Origin of the sequence: Curtobacterium flaccumfaciens UCD-AKU (genome assembly GCF_000349565.1) — a bacterium.
Taxonomy (GTDB): domain Bacteria; phylum Actinomycetota; class Actinomycetes; order Actinomycetales; family Microbacteriaceae; genus Curtobacterium; species Curtobacterium poinsettiae.
The window spans coordinates 194,515-209,812 of the sequence record NZ_KB714631.1 but is presented as its reverse complement, the minus strand read 5'-3'; the positions used below and the strand labels follow the sequence as shown (position 1 = coordinate 209,812).

General features: G+C 72.0%; 13 protein-coding genes. 9 read left to right on the top strand and 4 right to left on the bottom strand.

Annotated features, from left to right (window positions below; all coding sequences use genetic code 11):
- Positions 1-13: 13 nt before the first annotated feature.
- The gene (locus tag H489_RS34575) at positions 14-871 is read right to left on the bottom strand and encodes a GolD/DthD family dehydrogenase (protein WP_017888455.1); all 858 of its coding nucleotides are present in this window, start codon (positions 869-871) and stop codon (positions 14-16) included.
- 107 nt (positions 872-978) lie between these two features.
- Between H489_RS34575 and H489_RS34570 the strand changes: the two genes are divergently transcribed.
- The 4 genes from H489_RS34570 (at position 979) to H489_RS34555 (ending at position 5,771) form a co-directional block, all read left to right on the top strand.
- Positions 979-2,133 (top strand): erythritol/L-threitol dehydrogenase, encoded by a 1,155-nt coding sequence (locus tag H489_RS34570; protein ID WP_017888454.1) that lies wholly within the window; start codon positions 979-981, stop codon positions 2,131-2,133.
- Positions 2,134-2,162: 29 nt separating this feature from the next.
- The gene (locus tag H489_RS34565; RefSeq protein WP_040420059.1) at positions 2,163-3,479 is read left to right on the top strand and encodes an MFS transporter; all 1,317 of its coding nucleotides are present in this window, start codon (positions 2,163-2,165) and stop codon (positions 3,477-3,479) included.
- A gap of 73 nt (positions 3,480-3,552) precedes the next feature.
- Positions 3,553-5,292 (top strand): dihydroxyacetone kinase family protein, encoded by a 1,740-nt coding sequence (locus H489_RS34560; RefSeq protein ID WP_017888452.1) that lies wholly within the window; start codon positions 3,553-3,555, stop codon positions 5,290-5,292.
- On the top strand, positions 5,289-5,771 hold the full coding sequence (locus H489_RS34555) for a ribose-5-phosphate isomerase (RefSeq protein WP_017888451.1): 483 nt from the start codon (positions 5,289-5,291) through the stop codon (positions 5,769-5,771). The genes H489_RS34560 and H489_RS34555 overlap by 4 nt, the downstream gene beginning before the upstream one ends.
- A gap of 99 nt (positions 5,772-5,870) precedes the next feature.
- Here the strand turns inward: H489_RS34555 and H489_RS34550 are convergent, their stop codons facing one another.
- Positions 5,871-7,352 carry an FGGY-family carbohydrate kinase gene (locus H489_RS34550; protein WP_017888450.1) on the bottom strand — a complete coding sequence of 494 codons (1,482 nt, stop codon included), beginning with the start codon at positions 7,350-7,352 and terminating at the stop codon, positions 5,871-5,873.
- 125 nt (positions 7,353-7,477) lie between these two features.
- On the opposite strand from H489_RS34550, the gene H489_RS0119855 reads away from it, so the two are divergent.
- From H489_RS0119855 to H489_RS34540, 3 genes are read left to right on the top strand one after another with little or no spacing between them, the layout of a single operon-like run.
- Positions 7,478-8,554 carry a LolA family protein gene (locus H489_RS0119855; protein ID WP_031260411.1) on the top strand — a complete coding sequence of 359 codons (1,077 nt, stop codon included), beginning with the start codon at positions 7,478-7,480 and terminating at the stop codon, positions 8,552-8,554.
- Positions 8,551-9,528: an ABC transporter ATP-binding protein gene (locus H489_RS34545; RefSeq protein WP_017888448.1), complete on the top strand. Its 978-nt coding sequence runs from the start codon at positions 8,551-8,553 to the stop codon at positions 9,526-9,528. The genes H489_RS0119855 and H489_RS34545 overlap by 4 nt, the downstream gene beginning before the upstream one ends.
- On the top strand, positions 9,515-10,375 hold the full coding sequence (locus tag H489_RS34540) for an ABC transporter permease (protein ID WP_017888447.1): 861 nt from the start codon (positions 9,515-9,517) through the stop codon (positions 10,373-10,375). Before H489_RS34545 ends, H489_RS34540 begins: the two co-directional genes overlap by 14 nt.
- 43 nt (positions 10,376-10,418) lie before the next feature.
- Here H489_RS34540 and H489_RS34535 read toward each other — a convergent pair whose 3' ends face one another.
- Together H489_RS34535 and H489_RS34530 are read right to left on the bottom strand one after the other, a co-directional pair.
- Positions 10,419-11,480, bottom strand: a complete 1,062-nt coding sequence (locus tag H489_RS34535; RefSeq protein ID WP_081612354.1) for an NADP-dependent oxidoreductase — start codon at positions 11,478-11,480, stop codon at positions 10,419-10,421.
- Between the two features lie 198 nt (positions 11,481-11,678).
- A complete protein-coding gene (locus tag H489_RS34530; protein ID WP_031260408.1) occupies positions 11,679-12,599 on the bottom strand; it encodes a metallophosphoesterase in 921 nt (306 codons plus the stop codon).
- 226 nt (positions 12,600-12,825) lie between these two features.
- Here H489_RS34530 and H489_RS34525 point away from each other — a divergent pair, with 226 nt between their 5' ends.
- Both H489_RS34525 and H489_RS34520 read left to right on the top strand, forming a co-directional pair.
- Positions 12,826-14,019 (top strand): alpha-hydroxy acid oxidase, encoded by a 1,194-nt coding sequence (locus H489_RS34525; RefSeq protein WP_042538277.1) that lies wholly within the window; start codon positions 12,826-12,828, stop codon positions 14,017-14,019.
- Between the two features lie 282 nt (positions 14,020-14,301).
- The gene (locus tag H489_RS34520) at positions 14,302-15,264 is read left to right on the top strand and encodes a glycoside hydrolase family 16 protein (RefSeq protein WP_235045699.1); all 963 of its coding nucleotides are present in this window, start codon (positions 14,302-14,304) and stop codon (positions 15,262-15,264) included.
- Positions 15,265-15,298 lie beyond the last annotated feature (34 nt).

Genomic DNA, 15,298 nt, shown 5'->3' with positions numbered 1-15,298 from the left:
GTCCGAGCACGGCTCAGCGGATCGTGAACCCGCCGTCCACACGGAGGTCCGCGCCGTTCACCATCGCGCTCGACTCCCCCGCCAGGAACAGCACGGCCGCGGCGATCTCGTCGGGGGTCGCGAAGCGTCCGGTCGGGATCTCGTCCTGGTGCCGGATGCCGTTCTCGTTCGCCCAGGCAGCACGGCCGAGGTCGGTCAGGACGACGGTCGGCGACACGGTGTTCACGGTGACGCCGCATCCGCCCCACTCGAGCGCGAGCACCGTCGTCAGGCCGATGACGCCGGCCTTCGACGCGCAGTAGGCAGCGTGCCCGTCGATGCCGACGTGGGCCGCCTGCGACGCGATGTTCACGATCCGCCCGTACCCGGCGTCGAGCATGTGCCGGCCGACGGCCTGCGCCACGCGGAACGTGCCGGTCAGGTTGACGTCGATGGTCTTCGCCCAGGTGTCGGCTGCCAGGTCCTCGGCCGGGGCGAGGGCGGCGATGCCGGCGCAGTTCACCAGCACGTCGACGCCGCCGAAGTGCCGGACGACGTCCGCCACGGTGCGGGTCACCGAGTCGGCGTCGGTCACGTCGCAGGCGAACCCGGCGTGGAGGCTCGTGGCCGCGTCCGCCCCGTCGGCGGCAGTGTCCGGTGCGGCCGTCGACGGCACGGCGGACGTGGGCAGGTCGGCCGCGGCCGACGTGGCACCGTCGGCCCGGACGTCGACGATGGCGACGCGGGCGCCCCGGGCCGCCAGGGCCCGGGCGATCGCGTTGCCGATGCCGGACGCCCCGCCGGTGACCACCGCCGTGCGGCCGCTGAAGTCGTTGGTCAGGTCGATCGTGTCGGGGCCCGGTCGGAGGGCCGCGGCGAAGTCCGTCGTCATGTTCGCTCCCTTGCGTTCGGTGCCGAACGTACCAGAAATTGTGTTCTGGACAAACGTTCTCGAAGGTGTACAGTCATCGCCGAAGCCACCCAACGGAGGAACAGCTCATGTCGACGACGACCGAGAACGCGGCCACGACCGCCCCCACCACGATCCCCACGACGATGCGCGCCGTCGTCGTCCACGGCCCCGGTGACTACCGGCTCGAGGAGCGTCCGGTGCCGACGCCCGGCCCCGGGGAACTCCTGCTCCGCACCGACGCCGTCGGCATCTGTGCGAGCGACCTGAAGTGCTACCACGGCGCCGCGAAGTTCTGGGGCGACGAGAACCGTGCGGCCTGGGCCGAGCGCGACCGCATCCCCGGGCACGAGTTCGTCGGCACGATCGTCGCCGGCGACGACGCCGCCCTGGCCAAGCGCGGCGTCGACCTCGGCGACCGGATCGCCTGCGAGCAGATCGTGCCGTGCTGGGAGTGCCGCTACTGCCTCGAGGGCGCGTACTGGATGTGCAACGTGCACGACATGTTCGGCTTCAAGGGCTACGACGGCGCGATGGCCGAGTACGTCCTCGTGCCCGCCAAGGCACTGACCCACCCGGTGTCGAAGGCCCTGCCCGGCCAGGTCGCCGCGTTCTCCGAGCCGCTGTCGTGCGCCTTCCACGCCGTCGAGCGCGGTGACATCAAGTTCGGCGACACCGTGGTGATCGCCGGCGCCGGCCCGATCGGCCTCTCCGCCATCGCCGGTGCGCGGCAGAAGAACCCGCTCCGGATCATCGCGCTCGACGTGGTCGAGGCGAAGCTCGAGCTGGCCCGCAAGGTCGGTGCCGACCTGACGATCAACATCGCCCAGGAGGACGCGGTCGCCCGGGTCAAGGAGCTCACCGACGGCTACGGGGCCGACGTCTACATCGAGGCGACCGGGCACCCGTCCGCGGTGCCGCAGGGACTGAACCTGCTCCGCAAGCTCGGGACCTTCGTCGAGTACTCGGTGTTCAAGGACGACGTGTCCGTGGACTGGTCGATCATCTCCGACGACAAGGAGCTCGACGTCCGCGGCGCCCACCTCGGCCCGCACACCTGGCCGGCGGCGATCAAGCTGCTCGAGGCCGAGACCCTGCCGATGTCGGAGATCTGCACGCACCAGTTCCCGCTCGAGCAGTTCCAGGAGGCGCTCGACCTGGTCGGCGACTCCGCCGGTGCCAGCGTCAAGGTGTCGATCATCCCGTCCCTGACCGCCCCCACCACGGCCGCGCCGCAGGCCTGACCGACTCCACCAGCAGGGAGAGAACGAGCATGTCAGCGACGACATCACGCGCCACCGGCGCCCGCACGACCACCCCCAGCGCCGAGGGCCGCCTGGACCGGATGGGCATCCCCCGTCCGCTCGCCCTCGGGTTCGTCGCCGTCCTGGTCTTCATGACCGGGAACGGCGTCGAGTCGAACTTCATCACGCCGCACATGGTGGCCGTGCTCGGCAGCCCCGAGGCCACCGTGGCGACGATCGTCACGTTCTACAGCCTGGCCGCACTGATCGGCAGCTACGTCTCGGGCGCCCTGTCCGACCTGGTCGGGCCGCGCCGGGTGATGATCCTCGGCTTCGCCGTCTGGGTCGTGTTCGAGGTCCTGTTCCTGCTGGCACTCGGCGCCGGCAGCGTCCCGTTCGCCGCCGTCACGTACGCGTTGCGTGGCTTCGGGTACCCGCTGTTCGCCTTCGCGTTCCTGGTCTGGGTGAACATCACCACCCCGGTCGAACGGAACGGCTCCGCGGTCGGCTGGTTCTACGTCGCCTTCACGGGTGGTCTGCCGACCCTCGGCTCGCTGTTCGCGATCGGTGCCATCCCGGTGTTCGGCGGCGGGACCGTCGGCGAGACCGGGGCGATGGTCGCCTCGATCGCCCTCGTCGTGATCGGCTTCCTCATCATGCTGTTCGGCGTCCGGCTGCCGAACGGGTTCACGCGCATCGCCCCCGCCGGTGAGAGCGCCTGGCAGGTGCTGACGAGCGGCATCCGCCTGACGGTCACGCGGCCGAAGATCCTGATGGGCTTCCTCGTCCGACTCATCAACACCGCACCCGAGTTCGGCATGTTCGTCGTCCTGCCCGCCGTGATCGCGAACGAGCGCGGCTGGGGCCAGAGCCGATGGCTGCTCATGACCGTCTGCGTCTACGCCACGAACATCCTGGTCAACGCCCTGTTCGGCTGGGTCGGTGACAAGATCGGCTGGCAGCGCACCGTCAAGTGGTTCGGCATCGTCGGCTCCGCCCTCGGGCTCATCGCCTGGTGGTACGTGCCGCAGCTCGTCCCCGCCGGTTCGGACTGGGGCTACGTGCTCTCCGTCGTCGCCGGCTGCGTGTTCGGCTGCCTGCTCGCCGGGTTCGTGCCGATGGGCGCGATCATGCCGGCGCTCGCTCCCGAGCACAAGGGCGCCGCCATGGCGATGTACACCACGGCCGCCGGCGGTGCCGCGTTCCTCGGCACCGGTGTCGTCGCCGCGGTCTTCGCCCTGGGCGGCGGTGGCCAGGCCGCCACGTGGACGTTCGTCGGCCTGTACGCCTGCGCGTTCGTGATGATCCACTTCCTCAAGGTCCCGCAGGGCGACCGAGGACACTGAGACCCGGGCGACGACGGTCGTCCCGTCGTCGCCCGGTGCACCACCCCACCACCACCTCCGGAGGACCCGCACCATGACCACGATCCACGACGACCCGGACGAGTTCGCCGAAGACCAACTGAGCGGCTGGCTCGCGCTCTACGCCGACCGGGTCCGCGGCGTCCACGGCGGCGTCGTGACCCTGCCCACCGAGGGGGCCGCACCGCAGGTCGCCGTCGTCGTCGGGGGCGGCTCCGGCCACTACCCCGCGTTCTGCGGCGTCGTCGGCCCGGGCTTCGCCACCGGCGCCGTCGTCGGCAACGTCTTCACCTCGCCGTCGACCGCGCAGGTCTACTCGGTCGCCAAGGCCGCCGACCAGGGCCGCGGTGTCGTGCTGTCGTTCGGCAACTACGCCGGTGACACCATGAACTTCGGGCTCGCGGCCGAGCGGCTGCGTGCCGAGGGCATCGACACCCGCATCGTCGTGGTCACCGACGACATCGCCAGTGCCGACGACGAGACGAAGCGCCGCGGCATCGCCGGTGACTTCTCCGTCTTCAAGGCGATGGGCGCCGCCGCTGCCGAGGGCGCCGACCTCGACGAGGTCGAACGGATCGGCCGGGCGTCGAACGCCGCCACCCGCACCATCGGCGTCGCGTTCTCCGGCTGCACCATGCCCGGTGCGACCGAACCGCTGTTCACCGTCCCCGACGGCCACCTCGGCCTGGGGCTCGGCATCCACGGCGAGCCGGGCATCCAGGACGTCCCGCTGCTCCGTGCGACGGACCTGGCGTCGCTGCTCGCCGAACGACTGCTCGCCGACCGCCCCGCGACGGCCGGCACCCGGGTCGCCCCGATCCTCAACGGGCTCGGTGACACCAAGTACGAGGAGCTCTTCCTGCTCTGGGGCCGGGTGCTGCCGCTGCTGCAGGACGCCGGGCTCGAGGTCGTCGAACCCGAGGTCGGCGAACTCGTCACGAGCCTCGACATGGGCGGCTGCTCGCTGACGCTGCAGTGGCTCGACGACGAACTCGAACGGCTCTGGCGCGCCGACGCCTACACGCCCGCGTACCGCAAGGTGGCGGCACCGGTCGCGGCGCTGGTGCCGGCCGATGCGGTGGACGCCGCCGAGGACGAGGCGACGGTCGTGCCGGAGGCGACCGATGCCTCCCGGCAGGCCGCGCAGACGGCGCGAGCCGCCGTCGAGGCGATGGACGCGCTCCTGCGCGAGCACGAGGAGACGCTCGGCCGCATCGACGCGGTCGCCGGGGACGGCGACCACGGCCGCGGCATGGTCAAGGGGATCGGTGCGGCGCGCAAGGCGGTCGACGGGCTCGGCCCGGAGGCCGGGGTCGCCTTCGTCCTCGGACGCGCCGGTGATGCGTGGGCCGCGTTCGCGGGCGGCACCTCCGGTGTCCTGTGGGGCGCCGCACTCGAGGCGTTCGGCCGCTCCCTCGGCGACGACCGCGAGTCGTACCAGGCAGCCGACGTCGTCGACGCGGCGCAGGCCTTCGCCGACTCGATCGTCCACCTGGGCGGGGCGTCGCGCGGTGACAAGACACTGCTCGACGCACTGCTGCCGTTCGTGGAGCAGTTGCGTTCCTCGGTCGAAGCTGGTCAGCCACTCGCCGGAGCGTGGCAAGCTGCAGCGGAAGTCGCTCGGGACGAGGCCGACAAGACCGCCGACCTCACGCCGAAGGTCGGACGGGCCAGGCCGCTGGCCGAGAAGAGCCTGGGGACACCCGACGCGGGTGCCACCTCGATGGGGATGATCCTCACGCGGGTCGGCGAGGTCCTCGCCGCCCGTGCTGACAAGGAAGGAACACACGCATGACGTACCGTCTCGTGATCGGGTCCGACGACGCCGGGTTCGACTACAAGGAGATCATCAAGGCCGACCTGCTCGCCGACGACCGGGTGTCGGACGTCACCGACGTCGGCGTCGACGCGGACGGCCACACCGCCTACCCGCACGTGGCCGTGGACGCTGCGCGCCTGGTGGCGAACGGCGAGGCCGACCGGGCGATCCTGATCTGCGGCACCGGCCTCGGTGTGGCGATCAGCGCCAACAAGGTGCCGGGCATCCGTGCCGTCACCGCGCACGATTCGTACAGCGTGGAGCGCTCGATCCTGTCGAACGACGCCCAGGTGCTCTGCATGGGGCAGCGCGTCGTCGGCGTCGAGCTCGCCCGTCGGCTGGCGAAGGAGTGGCTCGGCTACGAGTTCGACCGTTCCAGTGCCAGCGCTTCGAAGGTGCAGGCGATCTGCGAGTACGACGGCAGCGCTCCCGCCGGGGTCGACGCGCAGGCGTAGGCAGGGTTCCGCACGACACCGGTGTTCGCGCACTGAACACGCCCATTCGGGTGTTCGGCACGCGAACACCGGTGTTCCGCGCAGCGGCGCCGCCGCCGATCAGCCCCGCGCGGCCAAGCGGTGCACGACGGCCTTCGTCGCCTCGTACAGGTCGCGGTAGTCGCGGTACCCCGCCTCGTACGCCGCCGTCGCCTCGGGGTCCGGCTCGATCACCGTCGCCGGCGGGTTCCACGCACCGATGTCCACGGTGTCGCCCGGCCCCGCGACGAGTTCGGCCGCCAGGAACGCCGAGCCGAAGCACGCACCGATCGTCACGCTCGGCACCGTCTGCCGCAGCCCGGTGACGTCCGACACGATCGTGGGCCACAGCCGTCCGAGCAGCCCGCCGCCAGCCCCGACGAGTTCGCGGACCTCGACCCCCGCGTCGCCGAGGGCCTCGAGGTGGTGCCGTACCGCGTACGCCGTCGCCTCGAGCGTCGCCCGGTAGATGTCGCCGCGCGTGTGCCGGACTGTCAACCCCGCGAGCACGCCGCGAGCGTCCGGGTCGGCGATCGGCGTCCGTTCCCCCGCGAAGTACGGCAGCATCAGCAGCCCGTTCGCCCCGATGCCGGAGCACCGCGCTTCCTCGAGCATGGTCGACCACTCGCCGTCGACCAGCCGTCGCAGCCAGTCCGTGATCGCCCCGGAGGTCGCCATCCCACCGGACACGCTCGGCTGCCCCGGGTGCGTGCCGACGGTCGTCCACATGCCCGGCACCGACGTGGGTTCGGCCGTCGGCACGATCATGAACATCGTGGTGCCGTACTGCAGGAACATCCGGCCCGAGACGGACTCGCCGACGCTCACGCCCTCGGCCCAGGCGTCGATGGTCCCGGCCGTCACGGGGATGCCGGCCGGGAGGCCCGTGGCCGCGGCCGCCTCGGGCGTCACGACGCCCGCCTGGTCGCCGGACCACAGCAGGCGCGGCATCGCGAGACCGGGTGCCAGTCGGTCGCACCACTCCGGGATCCAGGCGTTCGCGTGCACGTCGTAGAGGGGTGTCGTCTGACTGGCCGAGTGGTGGTCGAGGACGTACTCCCCCGTCAGCCGTTCGACCACGCGGGACGACGGCATCGTGAACCGTACGGCCCGCGCCCAGACGTCGGGTTCGTGCCGCGCGAGCCAGGCGAGCTTCACGCCGGCGGCCTGCGTGCTCAGGGCGGACCCGCAGCGGGCGCGGATCGCCCCCTCGCCGCCGAGCTCCGCCGTGACGTCGTCGAGCAGCGTCGCCGTCCGGGTGTCGATGCCGTACAGGATCGCCGGACCGAGCGGCGCACCGTCGACGTCGGTCAGCAGCGCGCACGGTCCGATGCCGCTCACGCCGACCGCCTGCACCTCGACGTCGGGCACACGGTCGAGCAGGGAGCGGGTGAGCGACGTGAACTCCTCCCACCAGACGTCGGAGTCCATCTCGACCAGGCCCTGTTCGGGGCGGTCGACCTCGTGGCGACGGCTCACCTCGGCGAGCACGGTGCCGTCGAACCGGGCCAGCAAGGCCTTCGTGCTCGACGTCCCGATGTCCAGACCGAGCACCGCGCGCATGCCGCCTCCTTCGCCGCCACACGACCGCCGCCGGTCGCCCCACGAGTCTACGAGCGACGCCCAGCTGCCTGTCGGGGGCCGGACGTACGGTACCCACGACTCGAATGCTCCACGAGGGGAACCCGATGAAGAAGTCAGCCTGGCTGCCAGCCGTCATCGCACCGGTCGTCGTCGCCGGCGCCGTGGCCGCGCCGATGATCGCGAACGCCGCGAACGACCCGATCGCGGGGACGAACCCCACTGCGGCGGCCGTCATCGCCAGCATCGCGAAGTCGTCGGACGCCCAGTACTCGGGCAAGCTCTCGCAGACGAGCGCGCTCGGGCTCCCCGAACTGCCCACCGGGTCCGGCGGCTCCTCGGTGGAGGGCGACGCCTCCGACGTGCTCGGACTCCTCACCGCGTCGCACACCGCCCGTGTCTACGTCGACGGCCCCGACAAGCAGCGCGTCCAGCTGACGCAGCAGCTCGCCGAGCAGGACGTCGTCCACAACGGCTCCGACGTCTGGACCTGGGACTCGAAGGAGCGCACCGCCACGCACGTGACGCTGCCGAGCGACACCGCGAAGGACCCGCAGGACGGCACGACGACCCCCGCCGACATCGCGGAGCAGGCCATCGACGCCATCACCCCGACCACCACCGTGTCGAAGCCGACCCAGGTCAGCGTCGCCGGCCACGACGCCTGGCAGATCACCCTGACCCCGAAGTCGTCCGACACCCTCGTCGGAGCCGTCCGGTTGGCCGTCGACCAGCAGACCGGGCTCCCGCTCCGTGCGAGCGTCCAGGCCGCCGGCGCGGACGAGCCCGCGGTGCAGGTCGGGTTCACCAGCCTCGACTACGGCGCCCCGGCAGCCCGGCTCTTCGACTTCACCCCGCCGTCGAGCGCGAAGGTGACGGAGAAGGACCTGTCCGACGCCGGCACCCACACGAAGGGCGAGCACGGCGACCGCCGTGGCACCCCGAGCGGTGACGAGCCGACCTTCACGGGCACGGGCTGGGGCACCATCGCCGAGCTCCCCACGGGCACCGCCGACCAGTCCGGGCTCGACGGAGACGCCTCGGGCCTGCTCGACCAGCTGACGAAGCCCGTCGACGGCGGCCGCGCGGTGCAGACGTCGCTCGTGTCGGTCTACCTGACCGACGACGGCCGCGTCTTCGCGGGCGCCGTGCCGGTGGCTTCCCTGGTCGACGCCGCGAAGTGAGCACGGCCGACCACCAGGTGAGCACGGCCGGGCCGGCGCCCGACCTGGCGATCCGCACCACGGGCCTCCAGAAGGTGTTCCGCAAGCAGCGCGCGGTCGACGGCATCGACCTGGCGGTGCCGCGCGGCGCGGTGTTCGGGTTCCTCGGGCCGAACGGTTCCGGCAAGACCACCACCATCCGGATGCTGCTCGGTCTGTCGAGCGCGAGCGGCGGCACCATCGAACTGCTCGGTGAACCGATGCCGAAGGCGCTGCACGACGTCCTGCCCCGCGTCGGCGCGCTCGTCGAGGGGCCGGCCTTCTACCCGTACCTGTCCGGTCGGGCGAACCTGCAGCGCTTCGACGCGGCCGACCCCACGTCGGACCCGCGCACCCGCAAGGCCCGCGTCGCCGGTGCACTCGACCGTGTCGGGCTGACCCACGCGGCCGACAAGAAGGCGCACGCGTACTCCCTCGGCATGAAGCAGCGGCTCGGCCTGGCGAACGCCCTGCTGTCGCCGCGTGACCTGCTGGTGCTCGACGAGCCGACCAACGGCCTCGACCCGCAGGGCACGCGCGAGGTCCGCAACCTGATCCGGTCCCTGGCCGACGACGGCACGACGGTGTTCGTGTCGAGCCACCTGCTGGCCGAGATCGAACAGGTCTGCACGCACGCGGCCGTCATGCGGACGGGCAAGATCGTCGCGCAGGGCCCCCTCGACGAGCTGCGCGCAGCCGGCGCCCGGACCGTGACCGTGCGGACGCCCGACGTCGGCCAGGCCGGCACCGTCCTCACGCGGCTCGGGCTGACTCCTCGGCACGACGGCGGGGCCGACGTGCTGGTGGCCGACCTGCCGAACGGGCTGCTGCCCGAGACCATCACCGCCGAACTCGTGCGCGCCGACGTCCGGGTCCGTGGCCTGGACGTCGGCGGTGGCACCCTCGAGGACCTGTTCGTCGCACTCACCGGAGAGGGATTCGATGTCGCAGCCTGACGTGGCCGTGCGGGAGGTGCCCGTCCGCCGTCGGCAGCGCACGTTCGCACTGCTCGGTTCGGAGCTCGCGCTGGTGTTCCGGCGACGCCGCACCTGGGCGATGCTCGGGGCGCTGGCACTCGTGCCGATCCTGATCGCGGTCGCCGTGCGGCTGACCACCGACGGCGACGACGGCGGGCCGGCGTTCCTCGGCGACATCACCAACAACGGGCTGTTCGTGGCGTTCACCGCGCTGACCGTGTCGATCCCGCTGTTCCTGCCGCTCACCGTGGGTGTGGTGGCCGGGGACACCGTCGCGGGCGAGGCCAGCCACGGCACGATCCGCTACCTGCTCGTCGCACCGACCGGCCGGGTGCGGTTCGTCCTGGTGAAGTTCGTCGGCGCCGTCGCGTTCTGCCTGGCCGCCACGCTGCTCGTCGTGCTGGTCGGCGCCGCGATCGGTGCCGTGCTGTTCCCGATCGGGCCGGTCACGCTGTTGTCCGGCACGCAGGTCGACGGCTGGTCGTACGCCGGCCGGGCCCTGCTGCTCGCGCTGTACGTCGCGATGTCGATGCTCGGGCTCGTGGCGATCGGCATGTTCGCCTCGACCCTGACGAACGTGCCGGTCGGGGCGATGGCGGCGACGGTCGTGCTCGCCGGGGCGTCGCAGGTGCTCGACCAGCTCCCCCAGCTCGACTGGCTGCACCCGTACCTGTTCTCGCACCAGTGGCTCGGGTTCGGCGACCTGCTGCGCGACCCGATCTCGTTCGACTCGTTCGGGTCGAACGCGGTGCTGCAGCTCGGGTACGTCGTGGTGTTCGGAGCGCTGGCGTACAGCCGGTTCGCCTCGAAGGACATCCTGAGCTGACGCGGACGGGGCCCGGCACGAAGGTGCCGGGCCCCGGCAACGCTCAGCTCGCGGGCGAGGCCGATCCGCCGGCCATCGTCTCCGTGTCGGTCCCCCGCGCGTCGGCGTACCGGTCGCGCAGGTCACGCGCCTTCTCGGAGCGGTACCAGTCGAGCCGCGCACCGGTCTCCACGGTCTGCATCCCGATGACGACCTTGCCGCGGGACTTCATCTCGGCCAGGTCCTCGTACGCCTCGACGATGTACTCGAACGGGTAGAAGCCCGAGATCAGGACCTGCACGCGACGGTCCTGCACGGCCTTCGCCAGCAGGGTCAGCAGCTCGCGGGTCTCCTCGTCCTCGGCGGGCGCGCGGAGGAACCGGACCTCGATGTCCCGGCGTTCCTCGGACGACACGAACCGCTCCTGCCCGACGCCGAGGCGCTCGGCCAGCAGCTCGGCGTTGCTCTCGCCGTGGTTGTCGATGAACGCGGTGATGGGCCGTCCGTCGGCGATGTCGCGGATGCGGTCCTCCTCGCCCTCGCCGTACGCGACGGGCAGCGTCCCGATCTGTCGCAGGTAGTCGTGGTTGCGCGGGCTGCCCAGGGCGATCACGGTCGCGCCGGCGTCGTGCGCCAACTGGCACTCGATGTGCCCGACACCACCCGCCGCGGCCGAGATGACGACGGTGTCCTGCGGTCCGAGCCGCAGCGACCGGACGATCGACACCGCCGTGCAGCCCGCCAGGTACAGGCCGCCGGCGACCTCCCACCCGACGTGCTCCGGCTTCTTGATGACGGCACCGCGCGGCACCGCGATCCAGGTGGCGTGGGCGCCGCCGGTCGGCGCGTGCCCCATCACCTCGTCGCCGATGCGCAGGTCCTTCACGCCGTCGCCACGCGCGCGGACGATGCCGGCGAAGTCGACGCCCTGGTGTGCGGGGAACTCGAGGTCGACGTGGTCGCGGAGCTTCCCCTCGCGCAGGAACCGCTCGATGTGGTTCAGGCCCGCGGCCACGATCTCGACGACGATCTCGCCCGGACCTGCCGTGGGCTTCTCCTGGGGGACGAGCTCGACGACGTCGAAGTCTCCGTACCGGTCGTACTGCACTGCACTGCCGACTCGCATGGGTGCTCCTTCGCTCAGGTGTGCGTCCGTGCTACTCGGTGTTCCCGCATGCAACCCGAAGACGCGGGGTACCGCGGCTGTGGACGCGACCAGACGACGGACGGGAGGCCCGTGGCGGCCCCGCCACGGGCCTCCCGTCCGTCCTGACGCGCGTGCACCGCTCGCAACGGCCGGGCGCGGCGCCTGCTGGCGCTCGGATCAGTGCTTGCCGGCGGCCGCGATGACGGACCGGACCGTCTCGGCGTCGAGGTGGAAGGCCCGCGGGTCGGCGGCGCCGCGCGGCACGCGGACCGGTGTGGACCAGACCGAGCCGTCCGCGGCGATGTCGACGACGAGTGCGCCGCTGTCGACGACGGCGGACTCTTCGTCGTAGGGGCCGACGACGTCGGTGTCGTTCGCGACGCCGGGGGCGACGAGGACCGGGACGCCGGCGAGCGACCCGGCGAAGTGGTGGTGGTAGTGGCCGCCGAGGACGACGCGGACGTCGGAACCGCGGATGACGTCGGCGAGCGCCTCGGGGTTCTGCAGGCGGAGTGCCTCGTGCAGCTCGGTCGGGGCGGGCAGCGGTGGGTGGTGCAGGACGACGACGGTGCCGTGCGGGGCAGCGTCTGCGCCTTCGGCGAGGGCCGTGCGCAGGTGCTCGAGCGCCGTGTCGCTGAGCTCGCCGTACCCGGCACCCGGCACGCTCGTGTCGACGGTCACGATCCGGCAACCGGCCACGACCGACTGCCCGGAGACCGGGACCGCCGGCGGCAGGTACTCCATGGTGTGCACGAGCGCCGCGCCGCCCTCGCCCAGGACGTGCCCGTTGGTCAGGACCTGACGGAAGCCCTCGCGCAGGTCGTGGTTGCCGGGCACCGCGACGAGGGCTGCACCGTGCCGTTGCGCCCAGCCGCCGACGCGGTCCCGCACGGTGGCGTAGGACTCGGGACTGCCGTCCTCGGAGACGTCGCCGGAGACCACCACCAGCCCGATGCCGGGGACGTCGTCGACGTGGGCGAGCAGCCGTTCGAGCGCGACCGTGGTGTCGACCGCGCCCTGGTGCAGGGCCCCGTCGCCGGTCAGGTGGGTGTCGGAGAGGTGGAGGATGCGGAGGGTCCCGGCTGCTGGCGGCTGCATGCGTCCACGGTAGCCACGGCCCCCGTCAGTCCGGTGCGGCGGCCACGGCAGATCGTCTCTGCCCTCGATCGATCCGGAGACGTAGGATGTCTGCATGACCTCGACGGACGACCAGCACCGGATCGACCCCGCCACCGGGGCACCGGCACCCGCGACCGGACCTGCGTCCGCCGCTCGCACGCGGGTCAAGCGGCAGCTGCCGACGGTGCGGGACCTCGCGCCGCTCATGCAGTTCAAGAAGCCGTCGCTGCCGGGTCGGCGTCAGCGCCTCGAACAGGCCTTGACGATCTGGGACCTGCGGGACATCGCCGCCCGCCGTACCCCGAAGGCCGCGTTCGACTACACCGAGGGCGCGGCCGAGGCGGAGATCTCGCTCGCCCGTGCGCGGCAGGCGTTCGAGGACATCGAGTTCACCCCGGCGATCCTGCGGGACGTGTCGAAGGTGGACACCTCGCGTCAGGTGCTCGGGGCGCCGGTGTCGTACCCGTTCGGCATCGCGCCGACGGGCTTCACGCGGATGATGCAGACCGAGGGCGAGCGGGCCGGAGCCCGGGCGGCCGGGCGAGCGGGCATCCCGTTCTCGCTGTCCACGATGGGCACCACCGCGATCGAGGACGTCCGCGACGCCAACCCGCACGGCCGCAACTGGTTCCAGCTGTACATGTGGAAGGACCGCGAGAAGTCGATGGCGCTGGTCTCCCGGGCCCAGCAGGCCGGGTTCGACACGCTCCTGGTCACCGTGGACGTCCCCGTCGCGGGTGCGCGGCTGCGGGACAAGCGGAACGGGTTCTCGATCCCGCCGCAGTTGAGCGCTCGGACCGTGGTGAACGCCATCCCGCGGCCGTGGTGGTGGTTCGACTTCCTGACCACCGAGCCGCTGGCGTTCGCGTCGCTCGACCGCTGGTCCGGCACCGTCGGGGAGCTGCTCGACCACATGTTCGACCCGACGGTCACCTACGAGGACCTCGCCTGGATCCGCGACCAGTGGCAGGGCAAGGTCGTCGTCAAGGGCGTGCAGTCCCTGGCGGACGCGAAGCGCCTCGCCGACCTGGGGGTCGACGGGATCACGCTGTCGAACCACGGCGGTCGGCAGCTCGACCGGGCACCGGTGCCGTTCCACCTGCTGCCCTCCGTGGTCAAGGAAGTCGGCAACGACACCGAGGTGCACCTCGACACGGGCATCATGTCCGGCGCCGACATCGTCGCCGCCGTGGCCCTCGGCGCGACGTTCACGATGGTCGGCCGTGCCTACCTGTACGGGCTGATGGCCGGCGGCGAGGCCGGGGTGGACCGGATGATCCAGATCCTGTCCGAGCAGATCGAGCGGACCATGCGGCTGCTCGGGGTGGCCTCGCTCGACGAGCTCGAGCCGGGACACGTGACGCAGCTGCAGCGCCTGCAGCCGATTCCCCGGGCCTGATCGCGCGTTCAACTGCGGCCACCGGATGTTCGTCGGTCGATTTCCGTGACACCCCCCGAACGGGTCACAGATGATGCAAGATGTGCGTGGACGCGTCAACGAAACCCTCGGCACCCGGCCGGCTGCTGCGTCCGTCCCTCCCCGCATCCTGCGCCCGAGCATCCACGAGGAGCCCGACATCTCGACCCGAAGCACGTGCACGCCGCCGCGCGACACGACCCCACGACACCCGTCCACTTCCCGGTCCACGACCGCCTCTGCGGCCACCGACGGGCGCACCCGATGATCCGCCACCGCGCGATCCTGGCGGCCGCGACCGCCGGCGCCCTGGTCCTCGGCGTCCCGACCGCCGCTTCCGCCCGCACCTGGTGGGGCTGGGACGGGGAGCGCCACCGGCACCACGCCCCGGTGGACCCCACCCCGACACCGGTCCCGGACGAGATGGAGCCCACGGCCCCCACCGACGAGTGGACCCCGGAGGCGGAGCCCACGCAGGACTCCGCGCCGGTCGAGGACACCGCGCCCGTCGTCGAACCCGAACCCGCGCCCGCGCCCGCGCCCGATGCGGAACCCGGAGTGGACGCTGCCCCGGACGCCGATGCCTCCCCCGCAGACCTGTCCGCACTCGCGCCCGACGCCCCGTTCGTCGAGGACTTCACCACGAACGCCGTCACCGGCCTGGTCCAGTCGCTCTACCCGCAGTCGTGGCACCCGTACCCCGACGGCACCTCGGGCATCTACGCGCCGAGCAAGACCGTCTCGGTCCACGACGGCGTGATGGACGTCGCCCTCGGCACCGGTGCCGGAGCGGCCGGCACCTTCGGTTCCTCCGACGGCGCCTGGGACCACGTCGGCGGCTCGTTCTCGGTGCGCGCGAAGGCGACCGGCGGCGACGGCAACGGCGCGGCCTTCATGCTGTGGCCGACGTCGAACGTGTGGTCCGACGGCGAGATCGACTTCCCCGAGGGCAACTTCGAGGACAGCCCCTCGGCGTTCCACCACTCGATGACCCCGGGCAAGGAGTCCGACCGGGTCCAGGTCGGCACCGGTGTCTCGTGGCGCGAGTGGCACACGTACAAGGTGGACTGGGTGCCCGGTGAATCCGTGACCTACAGCGTCGACGGCACGGTCCTCGACACCGTCACGGACGACGTGCCGACGACCCCGCACCGCTTCATGTTCCAGGTCGGCAACTGGGGCGAGCAGGGCAACCTGCTCATCGACTGGGTCTCGACGACCGAGTAGCGTCCGCAGGCCGCACCACGACGGACGGGAGGCC